17 protein-coding genes are annotated in these 19,772 nt (G+C 62.7%); 10 read left to right on the top strand and 7 right to left on the bottom strand.

Annotated elements, in window-relative coordinates:
• The first annotated feature begins 42 nt into the window (after positions 1–42).
• From GM415_RS01180 to GM415_RS01160, 5 genes are all read left to right on the top strand, one after another.
• On the top strand, positions 43–978 hold the full coding sequence (locus GM415_RS01180; RefSeq protein ID WP_158945963.1) for a LysR family transcriptional regulator: 936 nt from the start codon (positions 43–45) through the stop codon (positions 976–978).
• A 97-nt stretch (positions 979–1,075) separates the two neighbouring features.
• Positions 1,076–1,501: a hypothetical protein gene (locus GM415_RS01175; RefSeq protein WP_158945961.1), complete on the top strand. Its 426-nt coding sequence runs from the start codon at positions 1,076–1,078 to the stop codon at positions 1,499–1,501.
• 89 nt (positions 1,502–1,590) lie between these two features.
• Positions 1,591–2,316 (top strand): class I SAM-dependent methyltransferase, encoded by a 726-nt coding sequence (locus GM415_RS01170; RefSeq protein WP_158945959.1) that lies wholly within the window; start codon positions 1,591–1,593, stop codon positions 2,314–2,316.
• A 66-nt stretch (positions 2,317–2,382) separates the two neighbouring features.
• Complete coding sequence (gene mnmE, locus GM415_RS01165) at positions 2,383–3,774, top strand: tRNA uridine-5-carboxymethylaminomethyl(34) synthesis GTPase MnmE (RefSeq protein WP_158945957.1); 1,392 nt, start codon at positions 2,383–2,385, stop codon at positions 3,772–3,774.
• A 2-nt stretch (positions 3,775–3,776) separates the two neighbouring features.
• On the top strand, positions 3,777–4,055 hold the full coding sequence (locus GM415_RS01160; RefSeq protein WP_158945955.1) for a hypothetical protein: 279 nt from the start codon (positions 3,777–3,779) through the stop codon (positions 4,053–4,055).
• A 62-nt stretch (positions 4,056–4,117) separates the two neighbouring features.
• Here the strand turns inward: GM415_RS01160 and nhaA are convergent, their stop codons facing one another.
• Positions 4,118–5,482 carry a Na+/H+ antiporter NhaA gene (gene nhaA / locus GM415_RS01155; RefSeq protein WP_158945953.1) on the bottom strand — a complete coding sequence of 455 codons (1,365 nt, stop codon included), beginning with the start codon at positions 5,480–5,482 and terminating at the stop codon, positions 4,118–4,120.
• Between the two features lie 262 nt (positions 5,483–5,744).
• Between nhaA and GM415_RS01150 the strand changes: the two genes are divergently transcribed.
• Positions 5,745–7,049, top strand: a complete 1,305-nt coding sequence (locus tag GM415_RS01150; RefSeq protein ID WP_158945951.1) for a methyl-accepting chemotaxis protein — start codon at positions 5,745–5,747, stop codon at positions 7,047–7,049.
• Between the two features lie 78 nt (positions 7,050–7,127).
• Here GM415_RS01150 and GM415_RS01145 read toward each other — a convergent pair whose 3' ends face one another.
• The 5 genes from GM415_RS01145 to GM415_RS01125 all read right to left on the bottom strand — a co-directional run bounded on the left by GM415_RS01145 (position 7,128) and on the right by GM415_RS01125 (position 14,296).
• The gene (locus GM415_RS01145; RefSeq protein ID WP_158945949.1) at positions 7,128–9,551 is read right to left on the bottom strand and encodes a tetratricopeptide repeat-containing diguanylate cyclase; all 2,424 of its coding nucleotides are present in this window, start codon (positions 9,549–9,551) and stop codon (positions 7,128–7,130) included.
• A 77-nt stretch (positions 9,552–9,628) separates the two neighbouring features.
• Positions 9,629–11,827 (bottom strand): ribonuclease R, encoded by a 2,199-nt coding sequence (rnr, locus tag GM415_RS01140; RefSeq protein ID WP_158945947.1) that lies wholly within the window; start codon positions 11,825–11,827, stop codon positions 9,629–9,631.
• Positions 11,820–12,950 (bottom strand): tetraacyldisaccharide 4'-kinase, encoded by a 1,131-nt coding sequence (gene lpxK / locus GM415_RS01135; protein ID WP_158945945.1) that lies wholly within the window; start codon positions 12,948–12,950, stop codon positions 11,820–11,822. Before lpxK ends, rnr begins: the two co-directional genes overlap by 8 nt.
• Before the next feature lie 39 nt (positions 12,951–12,989).
• Positions 12,990–13,724, bottom strand: a complete 735-nt coding sequence (locus GM415_RS01130; protein ID WP_158945943.1) for a Bax inhibitor-1/YccA family protein — start codon at positions 13,722–13,724, stop codon at positions 12,990–12,992.
• A 149-nt stretch (positions 13,725–13,873) separates the two neighbouring features.
• Complete coding sequence (locus tag GM415_RS01125) at positions 13,874–14,296, bottom strand: YccF domain-containing protein (RefSeq protein ID WP_158945941.1); 423 nt, start codon at positions 14,294–14,296, stop codon at positions 13,874–13,876.
• A 161-nt stretch (positions 14,297–14,457) separates the two neighbouring features.
• Here GM415_RS01125 and GM415_RS01120 point away from each other — a divergent pair, with 161 nt between their 5' ends.
• Both GM415_RS01120 and GM415_RS17940 read left to right on the top strand, forming a co-directional pair.
• Positions 14,458–15,117, top strand: a complete 660-nt coding sequence (locus GM415_RS01120; protein ID WP_158945939.1) for a LexA family transcriptional regulator — start codon at positions 14,458–14,460, stop codon at positions 15,115–15,117.
• Positions 15,118–15,529: 412 nt separating this feature from the next.
• Positions 15,530–15,694, top strand: a complete 165-nt coding sequence (locus GM415_RS17940; protein WP_199244319.1) for a hypothetical protein — start codon at positions 15,530–15,532, stop codon at positions 15,692–15,694.
• A 226-nt stretch (positions 15,695–15,920) separates the two neighbouring features.
• On the opposite strand, the gene GM415_RS01115 is transcribed toward GM415_RS17940, so the two are convergent.
• The gene (locus tag GM415_RS01115; protein ID WP_158945937.1) at positions 15,921–16,901 is read right to left on the bottom strand and encodes a diguanylate cyclase domain-containing protein; all 981 of its coding nucleotides are present in this window, start codon (positions 16,899–16,901) and stop codon (positions 15,921–15,923) included.
• Between the two features lie 222 nt (positions 16,902–17,123).
• Here GM415_RS01115 and GM415_RS01110 point away from each other — a divergent pair, with 222 nt between their 5' ends.
• Both GM415_RS01110 and GM415_RS01105 read left to right on the top strand, forming a co-directional pair.
• The gene (locus tag GM415_RS01110; protein WP_158945935.1) at positions 17,124–18,539 is read left to right on the top strand and encodes a DUF4139 domain-containing protein; all 1,416 of its coding nucleotides are present in this window, start codon (positions 17,124–17,126) and stop codon (positions 18,537–18,539) included.
• A gap of 10 nt (positions 18,540–18,549) precedes the next feature.
• Complete coding sequence (locus GM415_RS01105) at positions 18,550–19,746, top strand: trehalose 6-phosphate synthase (protein WP_158945933.1); 1,197 nt, start codon at positions 18,550–18,552, stop codon at positions 19,744–19,746.
• The last annotated feature ends 26 nt before the right edge of the window (positions 19,747–19,772 follow it).

Raw genomic sequence — 19,772 nt, 5'->3', positions numbered from 1 at the left:
CAATTCACTGACGATACTTCTTAAGTATGATGGAGGGCGGACATGGAGTTGCGACAGCTTCGGTATTTCATCGCCGTGGCCGAGGAGTTGAATTTCACTCGCGCGGCCGAGCGGTGCCATATCGCCCAGCCGCCTCTCTCCCAGCAGATCAAGAAGCTGGAGGAGGAGCTGGAGATCAGGCTCTTCGATCGCACCAACAAGCGGGTTCGGCTCACCGCCGAGGGCGAGAGCTTCCTGGCTACGGCCCGGAGCGCGCTGGACGGCTTGACTCAGGGGGTGGAAAACGCCCGCATGGTCTCGCGTGGCGAGGTAGGCCTGTTGCGCATCGGCTTCCTCAATTCCTCCATTCAGACGCCTTTCCCCGACGCGCTGACCGATTTTCGCAAACAGTATCCCGGCATTATTCTCGACATCCGGGAGATGGATTCCTTCAACCAGGCCAAGGCGCTCCACGAGGGCGAGCTGGACGTCGGCATCTGCCACGACTGGTATGCCCGGGAGCCTTGGCTGGCCAGTCGCCTTTTCTATTACGACGACTATTATCTGGCCGTGCACCGGGACGATCCGGTGGCCGCACGCGGCATCGGACGCTGGAAGGATCTGGACGGCGAGCCGTTCATCATGTTCTCTCGTCGTCACTATCCGGCCAGCTATGACCTGATGATGAACCGGTTCCGGCAGTTCGGCGTGTCGCCGTGCGTGGTGCAGGAGGCCAAGACCCACCACACCAAGCTCGCCCTGGTCGCTGCGGGCATGGGCGTCGGGTTCGTGCCCGAGCGCATGCACGAGGTCTGTCCCACCCAGGTCCGCCTTGTGCCTTTTGAATGGGAGGGGGCCGTGCGAAAAGGTATCGTCATGCTCGCCTGGCGCGACGGGCCGCTCTCTCCCGCCTTGAGCCGTTTTCTCGAACTCATGGGCGGCTACTGTCAGGAGGAAAAACTTCTGCATGCGGCGGACGGCCCTCTGGCCTCCAACTGATAATTGGACGCTCCCATCGTTTCGGACGTGATTCCTTCTTTTGCGCATGCCTTTCCTGCGCCGCCGTGCTATGGGGAAGAAAAAAGGAGTGCTCGTCATGCGTCCGTCGCCGAAATTCATGGCTGTGGCCGCCATGCTCGTCATGGCCTTTGTCCTTGCCGGTCCCGTCAAGGCGTCCGCCGAGTCCGGGACTTTTGCCGATTGCCTGCTGGGTTGCCTCCCCGGCGAAAATCAATGCACCTCCTGTTGCGAAGAAGCCTTCCAGGCGACCCTGCCCGCAAGCTGCTATGCGGCCTACCGCTCCTGCGTTAGCAGTTGTCAGGGGCAGGAGGGCACCCGCGCCGTAGCCTGCTACAAGCAGTGCCGGGACAACCTTAAGGCCTGCCCGGATGCCGGATGCTCGGCCAAGGGGGAGTTCTCGTGTCCGGGCTGGGAGCAGCCGCAAAAGTGCCCCCATGAGTGCCAGGCGTGGGACCCGGTTCTTCGGAAGTGTGTGGGAGCGCCCCAAAAGGCCTGCGATTGACCGGGAAATTTTGTTCGCTGATTTCTTGTTAAAGGGCCTCATGTGTCGTATGCGGTCGATGTCACCACTGTCCGGCAAGGAGGAACCCCGTGACGGAGACCGCATCTTTTACCGGCCTGCTGCACCCGAGTATTCCCGCCAGAGAGGTGGAGCCCGGCATTCTGACCGTGCTGCCCCTGGGCTCTGCCAATTCCTATGATGATCACGGCGCGCTCGCCTTTTACGACGCCGTGGCCTGCAACCCGATATACAACCGCCTGATGTGGGGATACCGGACAGCCGGGCTGGACCGGTTCTGCGAAATCCTTCTCTCCGGGGGCGAGGGATGGTTCCTGGACGCCGGGTGCGGTTCGCTGGCTTTCACCGCCGGTGCCTACGCCCGGTGTAGCCGCCCCGTTGTGTTGGCGGACCAGTCCCTGACCCTGCTCAGGAAAGCCCGTCAGCGGCTGCTGGCGGAGGGGATGACCGGCGAGAACATCGTCCTGCTTCAGGCGGACGTCATGGCGCTCCCGTTCCGTGACGAGGCCTTCGGCACGGTCATGTCCATGAACATGCTTCACGTTCTGCCCGAGCCCGAGGGCATGCTCGCCGAGGTCCGGCGGGTGCTCGGACCTTCCGGGCAGGCGGGCTTCACCACGCTGCATCTCTCGGGGCGTTGGTCGGATCGCTACCTGCGGATGTGGGAGCGCAAGGGAGAGGTCGTCTGCCGGACAAGTGAGGAGGTGCTGGCAATTCTCGCCGGGGCCGGGATGGACGCCGTTCTCCGGGCAGAGGGGAACATGGGCTTTTTCCAGCGGAGACAGGGCGCGGAGTAGACGGTCGGTCCCGAAGGCGTCCCTTCTCTGCTTTTCTTTCAAAAAGCCTTCCTGTATTACCCACCCATGCCCGATCCCAAACTCGCCAAGGACACCATTGCGGCCATCGCCACTCCACCCGGAGACGGCGGGGTCGGCATCGTCCGCATCAGCGGCCCGAACAGCCGGATCATCGCGTCCGCCGTCTTCCGGCCAGCCGCTTCGACGTTTGCTGATTTCAAGCCGTATCGCCTGCACTACGGCCATGTGCTCGACGCGCAGGGGCGGGAGTTGGACGACGTGCTCGCCGCCTTCATGCCCGGCCCCAATTCCTACACCGGCGAGGATGTGGTGGAGATCAACTGCCACGGCGGAAGGGCTGTGCTCGCCGCCGTGCTGGAGGAGATCCTGGACCGGGGTGCGCGGCTAGCCGAGCGCGGCGAGTTCACCTACCGAGCGTTCATGCACGGGCGCATCGACCTCTCCCAGGCAGAGGCTGTGGCCGAGATGATCCACGCGCCTACCAAGGCGGCCATGCACCTTGCCCAGGTCAAGCTTTCCGGCGTGCTCGGCGAGACTATCCAGCGGCTTCGGCAGCGGCTGGAGGGGCTGCGCGCCCAACTGGTGGTGGCCGTGGATTTCCCGGAGGACGAGCTCGAGTGTCTGCCGCCCGAGGAAATGGTGGCGGTCTGCTCCTCCGTGCGTGGGGAGATCGAAGGGCTGCTGGCCGCCGTGGACCGGACCCGGGCGTGGCGCGAGGGCGCCCTGGTGGTACTGGCGGGCAGGGTCAACGCGGGCAAGTCGAGCCTGATGAACGCCCTGCTCGGACGCAACCGGGCCATCGTTACCGATCAGCCCGGTACCACGCGGGATTACCTGGAGGAGTCTATCAACCTCGGTGGGTTGAACATCCGGCTCGCCGACACGGCGGGCATCCGTCAGACCGAGGACGCAGTGGAGGCAGCGGGTCTGGAGATGGGGCGTGAGCTCATGGACCGGGCTGACCTGGTGCTGCTCCTGGCCGACGCCTCCGAGCCCTTCTCCGAAGATGTTTTGACCACCGCCGCAGGGCTGGACCCGGCCCGAACCCTGGTCGTGCTGAATAAGGCCGACCTGCCCGGTTTTGCCGAGGCGCACGGGGCTCCCCTGGCCGACATGGGGATGGAGGCGGTGACGGTCTCGGCCAAGACCGGCAACGGCGTGGACAGGCTCTGCGAGCGTATTCGCGACCGGGTGTTGGGCGGGGCAGGGCAGCCGGACCCAGACGAAATCGCGCCCAACGCACGCCAAGCCAAGGTACTGGCCGAAGCGGGCGAGGAGCTGCTCCTGCTGGAAGAAGACGCCATGGCGGACATTCCCTACGACCTGCTGAGCGTCAGGCTCGAGACGGCCTGCGACAGTCTGGCGAACATTACGGGCGAGATTACGTCAAACGAGATTCTGAACACCATTTTCGACGGATTCTGCATAGGAAAATAGCCGTGACCGAACACACTGATACTCCGGAAGTCATCGACGTCCAACATGTGACCTGCGGCCTGGTGCCGCTCATCCAGACTCACCTCGAAGGTTCCGAGCCCGAAGTTGACGTGCTGGCCTTCAAGGTCCGCCAGGGCATTGAAACCGAACTCTGGAATTCCTTCGGCACCGGGGGCAAGTGGCTCCTCACGGATGTTCGCAAGGAGCTCTTCTACGACCTCGTCACCTTCCACCGCCGTGAGATCAGCGAGCTGGACCCCCTCGGGCTCATGGAATTCTAGTCCTGTAGGGACTCCCATTCCCGGTTGTCACCGCCGTTCCCGGCCCTGCCGTTCTTCTTTTGTCACTCATTCGAACCGGGTTCGGGCCGTTCCGATGCGTCCGGAGCGAGGTACTTGAGCACGAAGTAGCCCAGTCCGCCCGCAACCAGTGAGGCAAAGAGGATGGCTATCTTGGAAAGCTCCACCAGTCGTGAGCCTTCGTCAAAGGCGAGGTTGGCGATGAAGATGGACATGGTGAAGCCCACGCCCGCCAGGCAGCTCGCGCCCCACAGGTGAACCAGGGTGGTCCGGTCCGGGAACTTCGCCAGGCCCAGCTTGCTGATGATCCAGCACGCGCCTGTGACGCCGATCTGCTTGCCCACCACCAATCCCACGAAGATGCCCATGGAAACCGGAGTGAGCAGATCCCGGAAGACGTCAGCCTTCAGTGCCACGCCCGCGTTGGCCAGGGCGAAGACAGGCATGATGCAGAACGCCACCCAGGGATGCAGGGCATGCTCAATATTTTGCAACGGCGTGGTGGCGTCGTTGTAGGCGTGCTCGATGGAGTGCAGGGCAACCTGCTGCTCTTTGTTGGTCAGCACGGTTTTCCCCGGCGTGATGGCCAGCTCGAAGGTCTCGGCCGCTCCCCGCAGTTCTTCCACGAAGGAGACACAGTTCATGCGCGTGCCCGCAGGGATGGTCATTGCCGCCAGCACGCCTGCGATGGTCGCGTGGATGCCTGACTTGAGGAACGCGAACCAGACGATGACCCCGAGCACAAGATAGGGGATGGAGTGCCGGATCTTCCAGCGCAGGTTCAATACCGCCATGAGCCCGAGCACGGCCACGCCCAGTCCCAGGGCCGCGACGTCCAGCGAGGTGGTGTAGAACAGGGCGATGACCAGGATCGCGCCGATGTCGTCGACGATGGCCACGGCGGTCAGGAATATCTTCAGCCCCACCGGGACCCGGTTGCCGAGCAGCGACATGATGCCCAGGGCGAAGGCGATGTCCGTGGCCATGGGGATGCCCCAGCCTCCGATGGATTCGGTGCCCGCATTGAGGGAGAAGAAAAGGAGCGCCGGTACGACCATGCCGCCAAGGGCCGCGGCCACGGGCATGACGGTCTGGCTCGGCGTGGACAGCCCGCCCACCATCAGCTCCCGCTTGATCTCCAGGCCCACCAGGAAAAAGAAGATGGCCATCAGGCCGTCGTTGATCCACAGAATGGCCGCCTTGGAGAGCATCCAGTCTCCCACCCCCACGGTGATCTTGGCCTGCCACAAGGCGTGATAGGACTCCGCCCAGGGCGAGTTGGCCCAGACGAGCGCGGCCACGGTGCAGACCATCAGGGCGATGCCTCCCGCCGCTTCCATCTTGAAAAAGTCGTTGAAGGATTGCAGCAGGCAACGGATCGGCAGGGGACGTTCAGCGGGTTGGCTCATGATATCGGATAACTCCCTCTTTTTGATTTCCATTCTAGTTTAGCAGGAATTTCTGCCCGGTCAATCAAGAGTGACACATCGCGCTTTTGCCCCTTTGACGTCGGTGTCGTCTTCGGATTTTTATAATGGCAAAGGATGAGAAATTTGCGCTATGTCTTACCATACTTGTCTGGTCTGAATTGGGCTGTCCCATGGGAGAGAGTGCGGTTTTAAGAAACTGCCGCAACATGGACGGCCCTGTGTGCATTGGGGGAATGCTGTTATGAAAGTCGGATACAAGGTGCTTACGCTCAGTGGTTCCGTGGCCGTGGTCACGGCCGCCTGTTTTATTGGTCTCATCTATTGGAAAACCGGCGGCGATTCGGTCCAGGCCCAGGAGCTGGCTGGATCGATCCGGCTTTGGGCCTGGGGTCTGGGCGGCCTGTCGCTGCTTATCGCATTGGGCGCGGGGCAGGGGCTCGGTATGTATGTCAGCGGTGCGGTCATGCGGGTGGCCGACGTGCTCAAGCAGCTCAATCTCGGCAACCTCGACGTGGAGTACATCCCCATGGGCAAGGCCGTGAACTGCGGGGACAAGGTCGGCTGCGGGCAGCCTCAGTGCCGGTCCTACGGCAAGGAGGCCTATTGTTGGGTTGAGGCCGGGTCTTTCAACGCCGACCCGCATTGCCCCAAGGCCATTCAGGGGTTGGATTGCCGCGATTGCAAGATTTACAAACACGCCGTGAACGATGAATTCGAGGAGTTGGGCAGCGTGCTCAACACCATGGGCGACAAGCTGCGCGAGGTGGTCGGGCAGATTCAATTGAGCGCGTGCAGCGTGGCCGAAGGCAGCGAGGTCCTTTCCAACTCTTCCCAGGAAATGAGCCAGGGAGCCTCTGAGCAGGCCGCTGGCGTCGAGGAAGCCATGGCCTCCATGCAACAGATGACGTCCACCATCGCCCGGACGGCGGAGACCGCAAAGTCCACGGCGGCCACGGCCAATTCTGCGGCTAACGAGGCCGAAGAGGGCGGCAGGTCCGTGGCGCAGACCGTGGAGGCCATGAATCGCATTGCCGAAGAGATCACCATCATCGAGGAGATCGCCCGCCAGACAAACCTGCTGGCCCTGAACGCGGCCATCGAGGCCGCGCGAGCCGGTGAGCATGGCAAGGGCTTTGCCGTGGTCGCCGCCGAGGTGCGCAAGCTGGCTGAGAAATCGGGTGAGGCCGCTGCCGAGATCGGCGAGGTCTCCGCCTCCAGCCAGGCCGTGGCGGCCAAGGCAGGGGAGATCCTCAAGCAGATGGTGCCGGACATCGTGTCCACTGCGGAGCGCCTCCAGGAAGTGGCCGCTTCCAGCGAGGAACAGCGTGAGGGCACCGAATTGGTCTCCCGCGCCGTGAGCCAGATGGACGCCGTTGTCCAGCAGAACGCCGGAGCCTCCGAAGAACTTTCCTCCACCGCCCAGGAACTGGCGGCCCAGTCCCAGCAGCTTCGGGACGTGATCGGCTATTTCCGGCTGCCCGGCATGGGCCAGGCCGGACAGTGCTCATCCCAGCCGCGATCCCTTCCTTCCTCTCGGAACCGCTAGCCTGCTCTTCCTCGGAACAGTGAAAGGCCGCCGGGTAATCCCGGCGGCCTTTTTTAACCGTAATTTGATTTTCCGGTCCTAGCCGGCGGCGCGGGCAGCGACCTTGGCCGCTTCCTCGGACTTGCCCTGGGCCTCCAGGGCCTCTACCAGCACGTCCCAGTAGGCGTCCTTGGCGGGGTACAGGGCCGAGGATTGGCGGGCGAGCACCTCGGCGATCTGCGGGTCCTCTCCCTGGTCGAGATAGAGCCGTGCCAGCAGGTGCATGGCCTGGTGGTCGTTGTGGTCCGCGTTGAGGGCCAGGTGGAGATATTCGCGCGTCCCCTCGATGTCGCCCCGCTTGTAGGCGATGCGCGCCAGGGGGCGCAGGACCATGCGCTCGCCGCCGGGCAGGTCCGCCGCCTTCTTGTAGAGGCCGGCGGCCTTGTCCAGAGCGCCGGCGTTTTCCTCGATGGTACCCAGGCGCATGAGCGAGAACACGTGGTCCGGGTCGGCTTTCAGGCACTCCCTGTACGCCTGCCGAGCGCGTTTGAGGTCGCCCAGGCGGTGGTTGGCCCAGCCCAGGTTGTACAGGGCGAGGATGTCGTTGCCGTCGATGGCGATGACCTCCTCGAACTGTTTGCGGGCCTCCTCGAACCGGCCGAGCTGGGCGTGGCAGATGCCCAGCGAGTTGCGCGCCAGCAGGTTGTTCTCGTCGTCGAGCAGGGCCAGCTTGAATTCCTCGATGGCCCCGTAGATGTCGCCGTCCATGAACCTGCGGTCCGCGGACAGGTTGAGGGAAATGGAGTCGAAGACCGCCACGCGCGGCTCGGGCAGGAGCAGGGCGTGCTCCAGGGCCTTGCGGCAGTTCTCCAGGATGGCGGAGCGGTCGAAGTTGAGGAAGGGGTAGCCTGCCGAGCCGATGGAAACGGTGATGCCGTAGTTTTCGTCTGCCAGGCGTACGATCTCCAGGGTCTGCTCTCGCAGCGTCTTGCCGTCCACGTCCTCCTGGAAGAAGATCATGCCGTTGAGGCCGTGCCTTCCGCCCATGGTCCCGCCGGAGAAGGCTCCCCGGGCGATCTTGCCCACATGGGACACCATCTGGTCCATGGCCTCCTGGTAGTTCTCCTCGGACTCGGCGGGCTGATCCAGGATGCGGATGAGGGAGAGGCCGAAGGACTCGGGGGCAAGGCGGGCGGTGGAGAAATTGGCGACAAAGTCGCTGTAGCTGAAGAGTTGGGTGGCGGCGTCCTTGCGCACGGTGTCGTCCTTTTCCATGGTTTCCTCGAAAAGCGAATCGTCCCCGGTCACCAGCTTGAGGCGGTCTCCCGAGGTGACTGTGGCGGCTGCGTCGCCCAGGCTGAGCACCTCGGCGAAAGCTATTTCGTCCTGAACTTCCACCAGGACCACTTCGCCCTTGTAGATGGCAGGGTAGCGCACCTGGATGCGTTCGTCCTCGGTCAGGTGCGCGGTGGCGGCCTCGCCGGACTTGGGCGCACGGACCAGGAAGCGCTGGCCCACCTTGGCCCCGGAGGTCTCGCCCAGGGAGACGACCATGCGGTTCATGGGCAGCACGTCGAGCACGCGGCCGCCCTTGGACAGGATGTCCGCGTAGCCGAACACCCGGTTGCGGCCACGGTCTTTGGCCACGGCCACGCCCTTGCGCGCCTTGCGTACCAGCATACGCGCTTGTTCCGAAACCGTGCGCCTGAACTGCGCTCCTTCCAATCCTTGAGGATAGTTGACGAATCCGACCGAGCCGGTGATGGAAATGGTGTCGTTGGTGATCTCGTCAGTGAACGATAGCTTGCCGATGTCCGAGCGAATGACCTCGGAGAGCTGGAAGCAGGCACGCGGCTTGGCGTCGGGCACCAGCACCGCGAACTTGTCGTTGGAGAAGCGCGAGACCGTGGTGTATTTGGGGCAGACCTTTTTGAGCAACAGCCCCACCTCGTGCAGGATGGCGTCACCCGTAAGGTAGCCGTAGTGCTCGTTGATCCACTGGAAATTGTCGAGGTCGAGGAAAAGCACGCCCAGGGTGCCGGAGAAGGCCATGTCCACGGCGCGGCTCTCCACCCCGGCCTGGCAACTGCCGGTCTCGATGCATCCCTGGACCTGGTCGATGGCCTTGCCCAGTTCGTCGAGGTAGTAGTCGCGGGAATAGAGGCCGGTGAGCGGGTCGGTGACCGCCATCTTGTAGAGGGCGAGCTTTTCGAGGACGTTGCTCGCCAGGGCCATGATGTATCTGGGCGCGGTGGAGGGCGCCTTGAGACGCACGCCCTTGGCTATGAAGTAGCAGAGCAGCTTGCCCTGGAAGACCAGCGGGAGGATCAGCTCCTTGTCGTCCGCCCGGTATTCCGGGTCGGGCACGGCGTCGCCCGGCGTCTCTCTGGGAAAGAAGAGGCTGTAGGAGGTGAAAGGCAGGAATTCGGCGATGCAATCCTTGATCGTATGCTCGAAGTCGATCAGCTCCTGGGGCGTGAGCGACAGGGACCCGTCCGCGAAGATGTCATTGATTGTCCTCATGGCGAAAAGGGTACAACGCGCCGGGTTTTTTCACAAACAAAACTTGGCGCGTGTCCCTGGCGGAGTGTCTGCAGAGCCTAGATCAGGTCCTTGTAGTCCATGGCCGCAGCGGTCACGGATTTGAGGGAGAAGTTGAGCTCCAGCCGCTCCAGGCTGACCTCCTCCAGCACGACCTCCACGGCCTGGCCGAGTTTGAAGGACTGCCCGGTGCGCTCGCCCACCAGCATTTCCCGGTGTGGCCAGTAAGTGTAGTAGTCGTCGTCCATGGTCGAGAGCCGGACCATGCCTTCGGCCATGACCTCGCGCAGCTCCACGTAGAAACCGTAGTCCGTGATGTGCGAGATGACGCCGCCGAAGGTGCCGCCGACCTTGTCGCGCATGAACAGGACCATGACCCGCTTGTGGATCTCGCGCTCGGCGTCCATGGCGGCGCGCTCCCTTCCCGAGAGCTGGCCGGCCACGTTGGTCAACTTTTTCAGGCCGGGCACCGGGCGGGGCGGGGCGTCCTTGTCGCCGATGGCCAGGGCCGCCTTGAGCAGTCGGTGGACCACCAGGTCGGCGTAGCGCCGGATGGGCGAGGTGAAGTGGCAGTATTCCTCGGAGGCCAGACCGAAGTGCCCCTCGTTGATCGGCGAGTACTTGGCCTGCTTCATGGACCGCAGCAGCATGCGGTTGACGATGTATTCCTTGTCCGTGCCGGCCTGGGAGGCGATGAGCCGCTGGATCACCTTGGGCTCCATCTCCTTGGGCATGAGGATGCTCTTGTCGGTCTGGGCCAGGAGCCGGAACAGGTTCTTGAGCTTTTCTTCGTCCGCGGGCGGGTGGATGCGGAAGAGGCAGGGCAGGCCGCTCTCGGTGAGGAAGCGGGCTACGGCCTCGTTGGCCGCGATCATGAACTCCTCGATGAGCTGGTGCCCGAAGTGGCGTTGCTTGGGGCGGATGTCCACCACCTCGGAGTTGTCATCAAAGAGAATCTCGGCCTCGGGGAGGTCGAAGTCCAGGGAGCCGCGCCGCTGCCGGAGCAGGTTGATCTTGCGCGCCAGCTTCTCGGCCAGCTCGACCATTGGCAGCACTTCGCCCATGGCTTCGCGGGCTTCCGGCTCCTTGTCCAGGATCGCCTTCTTCACCTGCCCGTAGGTCAGCCGTGCGTGGCTGCGGATAACCGCCGGGAAGAATTCCGCGCTTCGGGTCACGCCGTCCTCGCCCGTGTCCATGCGTGCGACCATGACCAGCCGGTTCACGTCCGGGTTGAGGGAGCAGAGTCCGTTGGAGAGCCGCTCCGGGAACATGGGCTCCACGGACCGGGGGAAATAGTAGGAGTTGCCGCGTTCCAGGGCCTCGCGGTCCAGGGGCGAACCCTCGGGCACATAGTGGGAGACGTCGGCGATGGCCACCCAGAGGCGGTAGCCGTTGTTGCGTTGCTCCACCAGGATGGCGTCGTCGAAGTCCCTTGCCGTTGACCCGTCGATGGTCACGAAAGGTTTGGCGGTCAGGTCGCGGCGACCCCTGAGGTCCTTCTCCGAGGGCTCCTCGGGCAGCGCTTCGGCCTGGCTCAGGGAGCCGGAGGGGAAGCGGGTGCGGATGTTGTGGTTGGACTTGACCAGGGCCTCCTGCACCGTGATGTCCTCTTCCGGGCCGAGGATGCCGGTGATCTGTCCCTCCCACATGGTGGGATCGATCTTGTCGCCGGGCTCGCACAGGGCGATGTCGCCGGGCGTGAGCTTCAGGGATTCGTCGGCGAGGGTGGCGATGATACCGAAGGCCAGTTTGGGATCGGTGGGACGGCAGAGCCAGTCCCCGTCGCGCATCTGCTTGAAAATTTTGACCGGCAACGTCTTTCGTCCGCGCTCCAGGATGCGCACGATGCGCCCCTCGTTGTTGCGCTGCCCTTTGTTCTCCCGGACGATGGCGGCCACCACCTTGTCGCCGTGCCACGCCTCGCCGATGTCCCGCTGGCTGATGAAGATGTCCTTGCGCCGGGAGTCCTCCGGGACCACGAAGCCGAACCCGCCGCGCTGGATTTCCAGCCGCCCGGTGACGCAGCGCATGGCCTCGGCCAGGCCGTAGCCGCGCCGGATGCGGATCAGCTTGCCCTGCTCCACCAGGGAGCCGAGCAGGTCCTTGACAACGCTCTTGTCCCTCTTCTTGAGTTTCAGGTGGCGGATTACCTCGGCCCGTGACAGGGGGCGCTTGACCTCCTTGAACAGCTTGAGCAGGGCTGTGGGCGAGAGGGGCGGCGTGGAGGGGCGGGGTTGATTGCGCTTGCGGTTAGCCATTGTCGTCTCCGGTTTCGTGATTCAGGCGGGACTGCGGGCCGTGTACGGCAGAGAGTGTCCGGAGCCGTTCGAAGTGGCGGGGCCACCATGCGGCGAAGGTCGCCTTGGGCCCGATGGTCGAAGGGCCGAACTCCACGCGCAGGTCGAACTGCCAGAACTGTTTGTTGCACAGGGGGCCGAGCTTGACCGCGTCCTTGGGCGTGCACAGGATCGCCTCGCAGCCGTGGCCCTGGGCCGCGGCCAGAATGGCGTTGACGTCCGCCTTGGTGAAGGCGTGGTGGTCCCGGTAGATGAGATGTTTGACCGGCTTGTAGCCGAAGTGCCTGGTGGCCGTACGTTCGACCAGGGCCGGATCGCCCACGCCCGAGACCAGCAGGTAGTTCTCGTTGTCAAAGTCTCGTTTGGCCGCGCCGCCCGTCACCTGGCGGATGCCGGTGGGCACCACCTGGAAGGTGAAGAGGGGCTTGCGCAGGTGGCCGAGCAATTGCTTGAAGCGAGGCTCGACGCGATGGAAATTTTTCGGGCCGACCTTCATGAGAAAGGCGTCGGCGCGGGCCAGGGCCGAGGCTGGTTCGCGCCAGGAGCCCGCCGGGATGAGCCTGTTCCACTGCTCGCCGAGGTCCTCGGGCTTGAGCAGGACCAGGTTGCTGTGCCGTCTCACGGCCATGTGCTGGAAGCCGTCATCAAGCACTATCAGGTCGGGCTTGAAGCGTTTGACGCCCCAGCGGCCGCCGCGTTTGCGGACCGGGTCCACCACCACGTGCGCCTTGGGATGGTCGCAGGCGAGCATGAGCGGTTCGTCCCCGGCCTCTTCGGCCAGGGCGCCGGGTCTGACGAGATAGGGGTAGCGTTCGGGCTTGGCGCGGTAGCCGCGCGTGAGCAGCAGGGCGGTCTTGCGGTTGGCCTCGGCCCAGTCCAGGAGCCAGCCTGCGATGGGGGTCTTGCCCGAGCCGCCCCAGCCGATGTTGCCGACCGAGACCGTCACCGGAGCGGGTCGCCAGGAGGGCTTGAGCCCGCGCCTGTAGAGCCACTCGCGCAGGCGCATGACCTTGCCGTTGGCCCAGGCTGCCGGTTTGAGCACTGGTCCGAAGGCATGCTGTAGCGAGGTGACGGTGCTTGTCATGGGGAGAAAGGGGAGGCCGTGCGGCCTCCCCCGGAATGCTTATCTGCGGTCGCCCATGAGTCTGAGCAGCATGAGGAAGAGGTTGATGAAGTCGAGGTACAGGGTCAGCGCGCCCATGATGGTGCCGCGCCGGATGGCTGCGGAGTCGCCCTCGGGGACCATTTCACCCATGGTCTTCAGCTTCTGGGTGTCGTAGGCGGTCAGGCCCAGGAAGATGATCACACCAATGACCGAGATGGCGAAGGCCATGGCCGAGGACTGCATGAACATGTTGACCACCATGGCGATGAGCAGGCCGATCAGCCCCATGAACAGCAGGGAGCCCCAGCTTGTGAGGTCCTTTTTGGTGATCATGCCGTAGATGGACATGGTGCCGAACATGGCGGCCGTGATGAGGAAGGTCGAGGCCACGGACTCGAAGGTATACATGAGCAGGATGGGCGTCAGGGTCAGGCCGTTGAGCCCGGAATAGAGCAGGAACAGACCCGTCGCCGTGGATGCGGCCATGGAGCTGATGCGCGCGCCCAGGTAGAAAACGATGCCGATCTCGGCGAACATGAGAATCCAGACCAGGCTGGAGATGCCGACCACGGTGTTGGTAGCCGGGTCGATGCTGAAGACGAGCTGCTGAAGAGCCGGGACGCTGGCCGTGAGGTACGCCACCACGGCGGTCAGGGCCAGGCCTCCGGACATCCAGCCGTACACGCCGCGCATGAAGGCGTTGAGAACCTCGGCCTTGGCGGCGGAGCGTTGCATGCTGGGATACTGATTCATTGTTTTGCCTCCGAAGAAGTGATGTTCCTGTGTTTGATTGCCGGGATGTTTCCCGTAGTTGTCCATAAGTAAGCAGGATTGCGACGGCTGGCAAGAGAAACCGGATTTTGCACAATCCGCTTCATGCGTTGTGGTCCTATTTCCTTACCTCAGCGTTCCACTCGCTCTGCCTGGTTGATGGGCACCACGGCCATGCCGATGGGGGCCAGGGTGATGGCCGCGATCTTGAGGTGCTGCCAGCCCCAGGGGATGCCTATGATGGTCACGCAGCAGGCAAGGCCCGAGAGGACGTGGCCTATGGCCAGCCACCAGCCCGCGAACACGAACCAGATGATGTTGCCGATAAAGCCGAGCACGCCGGTGCCCACGTCGCGTCTGCCGGTCAGGAGATCGCGCCGCACCAGGGTCCGCCCGAAGGGTACCAGGCAGAACTTGGCGATGACGAAGGCCGCGCGGGCCCAGGGCAGGCCGATGATGGAAATGGCCATGAGGCAGCCCGCCAGGAACCAGCCCAGGGCCATGAACACGCCGCCCAGGAGAAACCATATGATATTACCGATGAGTGAGAGCACTATTGTCTTCCTTGGTCATGGTTGATGGTCCCGCCATTCTTGCACCGAATCACCTTGCGGCGTCAATGGGTGTGCAAAGTTTTCACCATGGTCTTGACTTTATGTGTATACCGATGTTAAACAGTGGGCAACAAAAGCAACACACCAACCAGGGCGCAACAATGAACAATGGATTCGAGGCGTTTTTCCGCAGACTGTGTTCGGAGACGGACATTACCAATCAATCTCAACTGGCCCGCGAACTGAGCGTGGGCCGGGCCGCCGTGTCACTGGCCAAGCGCAAGGACTCGGTTCCGGCCCGATGGATATTGGACCTGTCTGCGGCCTACGGCCTCAATCCTCTCTGGCTGGAGCAGGGGCGGGGAGTACCTCGTCCCGAGGCGGCGGGGGCGTCCGGCGAGGACGACCCCGCCTACTTCGAGGTGCCCAAGGTGCGCGCCCGGCTTTCTGCCGGAGGCGGTTCCTTCGAGACCGAGTCCCAGGTGGAGGGGTACTATTCCTTTCGGGCTGACTGGCTCCACTCGCGGGGCAATCCCACCAACATGGTCCTGATGGAGGTGGTCGGCAACTCCATGGAGCCGGAGATCAAGGAAGGCGACATGGTGCTCATCGACGAGTCGCGCACCCAGGTTCTGTCCGGGTCCATCTACGCCGTGGGCGTGGAGGACACGGTCATGGTAAAGCGCGTGGAGCGGCTGCCCGGCACCCTGGTCCTGCGCAGTGACAACCTGGACTATTCGCCCATCCATCTCTCCGGCGATGAGCTGGACAACGTCCGGGTCATTGGCAAGGTTTTGTGGGCCTCCAGGGAGTACCGCTAGCCGATCTGTCCGTATTCTCGCATCCGAAACGAGACCGGGCCCGGACGCTTGATGCGTTCGGGCCCGTTTTTTTGTGGTGCAGGATCGGAAAGACGGGCTCTGGCAGCAGCTGCTCTGTTGGCAGGTGTCAGGCAGGAAGTTCATTTGCGCGAGGATCTGGGTGGAGTTCTTTTCCCTTTTGAGCGACGTGATCTCAGGGTCAAGGTAGGCTTCCTGTGCGTGTTTTCTACATCTTGTCTGACTGTGTCTGCTGAATTTATTGGAGATTATTTTTTTGTTTGAAGGAAGTGAATTTTTTGACGACAAAATGTAAATTTTAAATTGACACTGTGTGTCGAAACTGTTTATTAATGACTCACGTTGATTGTGAACGATACTAAACGCGCCACGGCGCGACATCAGGAGGAGAGTCATGCAGGAACGGTTTTGCAAGTGTGGTCACAGGCTGAAGGTCCAGTACACCCTCGACGGTTTCCTTCCCTGGGAGGCAATCATCATGCGTGATGACGGCGAGCCTTCCCCGGTCAAGGTCTGCCCTCACTGCGGAGCGTACCTCTCCATCCATTTTCTTCGATAATAAGCACATCCCCATGGCGGGGTCCGCCTCCGGGCGGTTCCTCACCCCGTCATTCCCCCTTCCCTGTCGACTGCGGGGCGCACGCCGAACGGCACGGTGGCGCCCCGCGTTCGCTTTTGGGATTTTCTGTTTCCCCATCGGTTGAGTTTTATCTTGGTCTGGAGCGGATGAACCCGATGCGGCGTCTGCTGTCGCTGGCGCCGTCCTTTCCGGTGTGAAGAGTGGGTTATTGCCGAATGTCGTCTCTGCAGGCCAGATTCATTGATTCGGTTCTGTTCCGTCCGGCTTGCTTGGCCTGGTACAGGGCCGTGTCCGCAGCGTTGAGGAGATGCTCGGGGGTTGTCTCGCAGGTGGGAACGCCCGAGGCCACGCCGATGGAGACCGTCACGCAGTCCTCAACCGGTGAGCTGGGGTGGTGGATGCACTGCTCAGCCAGGTTGGCGTGGATGTTTTCGGCTACGGCGCAGGCACCCATGTAGTCCGTATGCGGGAGGATTACCGCGAACTCCTCGCCGCCGTAGCGTGCCACTAGGTCGCCGGGCCGATGCACGGCGGACTGGATGACCTTGGCCACCGCGCAGAGGCAGCCGTCGCCTACCACATGGCCGAGTGAGTCGTTGTAGGGCTTGAAGTGGTCGATGTCGATCATCAGCAGGCCAAGCGGGGCGTCAAGCCGTCCGGTGCGCACCCACTCCTGGATCAGCGTGTCGTCGAAGCAGCGCCGGTTGGCGATCCCGGTGAGCCCGTCCAGGTTGGACATCTTTTCAAGCTCCCTTGCCAGCCGTTCCAGCTCCCGTTCCCGGCGATGCCGCCTGAGCATTTCCTTGCGCAGTTGCAATGCCGAGCGGATTCTGGCCCTGAGTTCAACCCTGCCCACGGGCTTGACGATGAAGTCGCATGCTCCAGCGGCAAAAGAGCGATCCAGGATTTCATCCTCGCCATGGCTGGTGACCATGATGATCGGAATATCCTCGAAGTCGTATTGGGATTTGATGGTCAGGGTGGCGGCGATCCCGTCGGTGCCGGGCATGGAGACGTCCATGAGGATGAGGTCTACTTGAGCCGACGTCTCATTGCAGGCCGTCAGTGTCAGGATGGCCTGTTCATAGCCGGGAACGATGACGGAGTCCTCATATCCCGCCTGTTTGAGGAGTCCCGCCAGATGCAGTGCCGTGGTTCGGCAATCATCGACGATGAGAATCTTCATGACAGTTTTCTCATATCAAACATCCATACAGATGGCGAGCGGAGAATGCCTCTGCAGAGCCTTCCCGAGCAAATCGTAACGGAACCGGCTCCTCCTGGCTGATGAAGGGAAAAGATAACTTGGGTTAATATTTTGCAAAACCGTCCGGGCCAATGTAACATGGGCTACAGTTTCAATGCTATGACAATCACCGGGAGCCTAGCTCCCGTTCTTGGAGGAAAAATGATCGGACGTAAATATTGTTGTGTTCTCAGTGTCTTGGCCTTGCCGCTTCTGTTGCTTTCGGCAATGACTTCCGCCTCCCTGGCCGCCGACATCAAGGGGGCCGACCTGGCAGTCTACAACTCGGGACAGGCGCTGGTGAAGGAGACGAGGTCGGTGAACCTGCCGGCAGGGCTGGCCTCCATCATCTTCAAGGATGTGCCCGGAACCCTCGACCCCACATCGGTACATGCCGCAGCCGAGGGTATGACCGTGCGCGAGCTTCAGTACAGCTTTGTTCCCATCACCGAACACAATCTGCTCAAGCGCTACCTGGGCAAGGAGCTGACCGTGGTCATGCCCGATCCCTCCGGGGCCGATGCGCGCATCCTGCGCAAGGCGACCCTGGCCTCCATGGCGGAGGGGCCGGTTTTTCTCGTGGGCAACGAGGTCTACGTGGGCAAGTACGACGCGCTGCTTTTCCCTGAACTGCCCAAGGATCTGCAAAAGGAGCCGTCCCTGGCCCTGACTGCGGAGAGCGGCTCGGCGGGCAAACGCGACGTGGAGCTCAGCTATCTCATGTCCGGCCTGAACTGGCGCGCTGATTATACCCTGGTCCTGGATGGCGCCGGGCAGTCGGCCTCGCTGAGCGCCTGGGCCACGGTATCCAATTCCTCGGGACGGGCTTTTTCCGGAGCGAGGCTGAAGCTGGTGGCCGGTGAGGTCCGTCGTGAGAACGCGGCTCCCCGTCCTGCCATGGCCCGCGCGGTCATGATGAAGAGCGCCGAGGCGGACTCCATGGAATCAGCCCCGGTGCGCGAAGAGTTTACGCAGTATCACGTCTACACCATCCCGGAGCCGGTTTCCCTGACCGAATCGGGCATGCGGCAGATAGCCCTGTTTTCCGCGCCTTCGGTGAAGGCCCGTCGGGAACTGGTTTCCACCTACAGGGCAGGGAGCCAGTTGCGGGACGAGGTCCGGCAGAACGTGGAGTTCGCCTATCTTCTTGAAAACACTGAGGCGGGAGGGCTCGGCCAGCCCATGCCCGCCGGTTTGGTACGGGTCTTCAAGCCCGCCGGTGACGGGGCACTGCTTCTGGCCGGAGAGACCCGTGTGGGGCACTCCCCTGTAGGGGGCGAAGTCCGGCTTCCTCTGGGTCGCGCCTTCGACCTGAGCGTCACGCGCACCCAGGCCGAGTTTCAGAAGCTCGGCAAGCAGAGCTATCAGATGTCATGGCGGATCGAGGTCCGCAACGGCAGCAAGGAGAAGCAGGCCCTGCTTCTGCGCGACGTCTATCCGGGCCAGTGGAAGGTGCTGACCGCCGATCGGGAGCACACCCGGCGCGATGGAGCCACTCTCCAGTTTGCGCTGGAGGTCCCGCCGACACCCGATGGGAAGCCGATGACAGTCAACTACACCGTGCAGGTGAATTACTAGGAAGGGAATCATGGCGGAGATCGAACAGACGGAATTGCAAACCCTCAGGGATTTCTACGCGCTCATGGACGTCACCCGCGAGGTGCGCTACCGGGCGGTGGGCAACATCCTGGCCGACAGGCGTGTGGACGAGGAGGCGGTGACAGCCCTGTCCAATGCGCTGTCCACTCTGGAGGACATCCCTGAGCAGGACGGCAGAAAGACCCTCTCCCTGGATGGAGAGCGCAGTGTTTCCCTGGACATGGATTACGAAATCAATGAGTTGCGCAAGGATGTCTTTTATTTGGAGGAGGGCGAGGAGACCTTTCTGGACCTGCTTGCGGACCTGCATCCCGGTTTCGACGAGCGGGTGGCCGCAGGTCATGAGTTGTTGCGCGGCCTGGAGCTCAACTGCCTTGTCTCCGACCGCGACGGGACCATCAACAACTACTGCGCCCGGTATCTCACCTCCATCCAGTCCGTGTACAACGCGGTTTTCCTCTCTCGCTTCGCACGGGAAAGGGTGCAGCAGCCGATTATCCTGACCTCGGCCCCCCTGGACGGCCTGATCCACATCTCGGTCAACCCGGAGGGGCAGTTCTATTACGCCGCATCCAAGGGGCGGGAGTGCCTGGACAGGGAGGGGCGGGTCCGCCGTCTGCCCATTTCTCGTGACAAGCAGGATGCCATTGATGTGCTCAACGTCCGTCTTGATGCGTTGCTCCGGGAACCCTCCTACGAAAAGTTTTCGCTCATCGGCTCGGGGCTGCAATTCAAGTTCGGCCAGTCCACCGTGGCCCGCCAGGACATCGGGAAGTCCATCGATCCCGCCGAGTCCGAGGCGTTTCTTCGGACTTTGGAGTCGTTGGTCGCCGAACTGGACCCCGATGGATTGAACTTCCGCATTGAGGACACCGGGCTGGACGTGGAGATCATCCTGACCATTGAAACGGGCGGGGACGGACTCAAGGATTTCGACAAGGGAGATGGTGTCGGCTTCCTGAACAGCGAGTTGGGCCTGGACATGTTCCGGGGGCCCCATCTCATCTGCGGCGACACCGGCAGCGACGTGCCCATGCTGGAAGCGGCCCTGGAGCTTACCCCGGAGGCAAGGGCCATCTATGTAACGGAAAACGAGGAACTGGCGAAACGGGTGACCGGCCTGAGCCGCAACGCGCTCATCGTGCCGCAGCCGGATATGTTGGTGACCATTCTGGGCACGCTCTAGCCCGGAATGATCGACGTCAATCAAGC

The organism is Pseudodesulfovibrio cashew (assembly GCF_009762795.1).
Lineage (GTDB): Bacteria > Desulfobacterota > Desulfovibrionia > Desulfovibrionales > Desulfovibrionaceae > Pseudodesulfovibrio > Pseudodesulfovibrio cashew.
The sequence above is the reverse complement of the archived record's forward strand: the minus strand, read 5'-3'. Positions and strand labels throughout refer to the sequence as shown.

Bases quoted from the DNA above. Each gene is read 5' to 3' on its own strand.
- GM415_RS01180 (WP_158945963.1), top strand. From the start codon at position 43: ATGGAGTTGCGACAGCTTCGGTATTTCATCGCCGTGGCCGAGGAGTTG.
- GM415_RS01175 (WP_158945961.1), top strand. From the start codon at position 1,076: ATGCGTCCGTCGCCGAAATTCATGGCTGTGGCCGCCATGCTCGTCATG.
- mnmE (WP_158945957.1), top strand. From the start codon at position 2,383: ATGCCCGATCCCAAACTCGCCAAGGACACCATTGCGGCCATCGCCACT.
- nhaA (WP_158945953.1), bottom strand. From the start codon at position 5,482: ATGAGCCAACCCGCTGAACGTCCCCTGCCGATCCGTTGCCTGCTGCAA.
- GM415_RS01150 (WP_158945951.1), top strand. From the start codon at position 5,745: ATGAAAGTCGGATACAAGGTGCTTACGCTCAGTGGTTCCGTGGCCGTG.
- GM415_RS01145 (WP_158945949.1), bottom strand. From the start codon at position 9,551: ATGAGGACAATCAATGACATCTTCGCGGACGGGTCCCTGTCGCTCACG.
- rnr (WP_158945947.1), bottom strand. From the start codon at position 11,827: ATGGCTAACCGCAAGCGCAATCAACCCCGCCCCTCCACGCCGCCCCTC.
- lpxK (WP_158945945.1), bottom strand. From the start codon at position 12,950: ATGACAAGCACCGTCACCTCGCTACAGCATGCCTTCGGACCAGTGCTC.
- GM415_RS01130 (WP_158945943.1), bottom strand. From the start codon at position 13,724: ATGAATCAGTATCCCAGCATGCAACGCTCCGCCGCCAAGGCCGAGGTT.
- GM415_RS01120 (WP_158945939.1), top strand. From the start codon at position 14,458: ATGAACAATGGATTCGAGGCGTTTTTCCGCAGACTGTGTTCGGAGACG.
- GM415_RS17940 (WP_199244319.1), top strand. From the start codon at position 15,530: ATGCAGGAACGGTTTTGCAAGTGTGGTCACAGGCTGAAGGTCCAGTAC.
- GM415_RS01115 (WP_158945937.1), bottom strand. From the start codon at position 16,901: ATGAAGATTCTCATCGTCGATGATTGCCGAACCACGGCACTGCATCTG.
- GM415_RS01110 (WP_158945935.1), top strand. From the start codon at position 17,124: ATGATCGGACGTAAATATTGTTGTGTTCTCAGTGTCTTGGCCTTGCCG.
- GM415_RS01105 (WP_158945933.1), top strand. From the start codon at position 18,550: ATGGCGGAGATCGAACAGACGGAATTGCAAACCCTCAGGGATTTCTAC.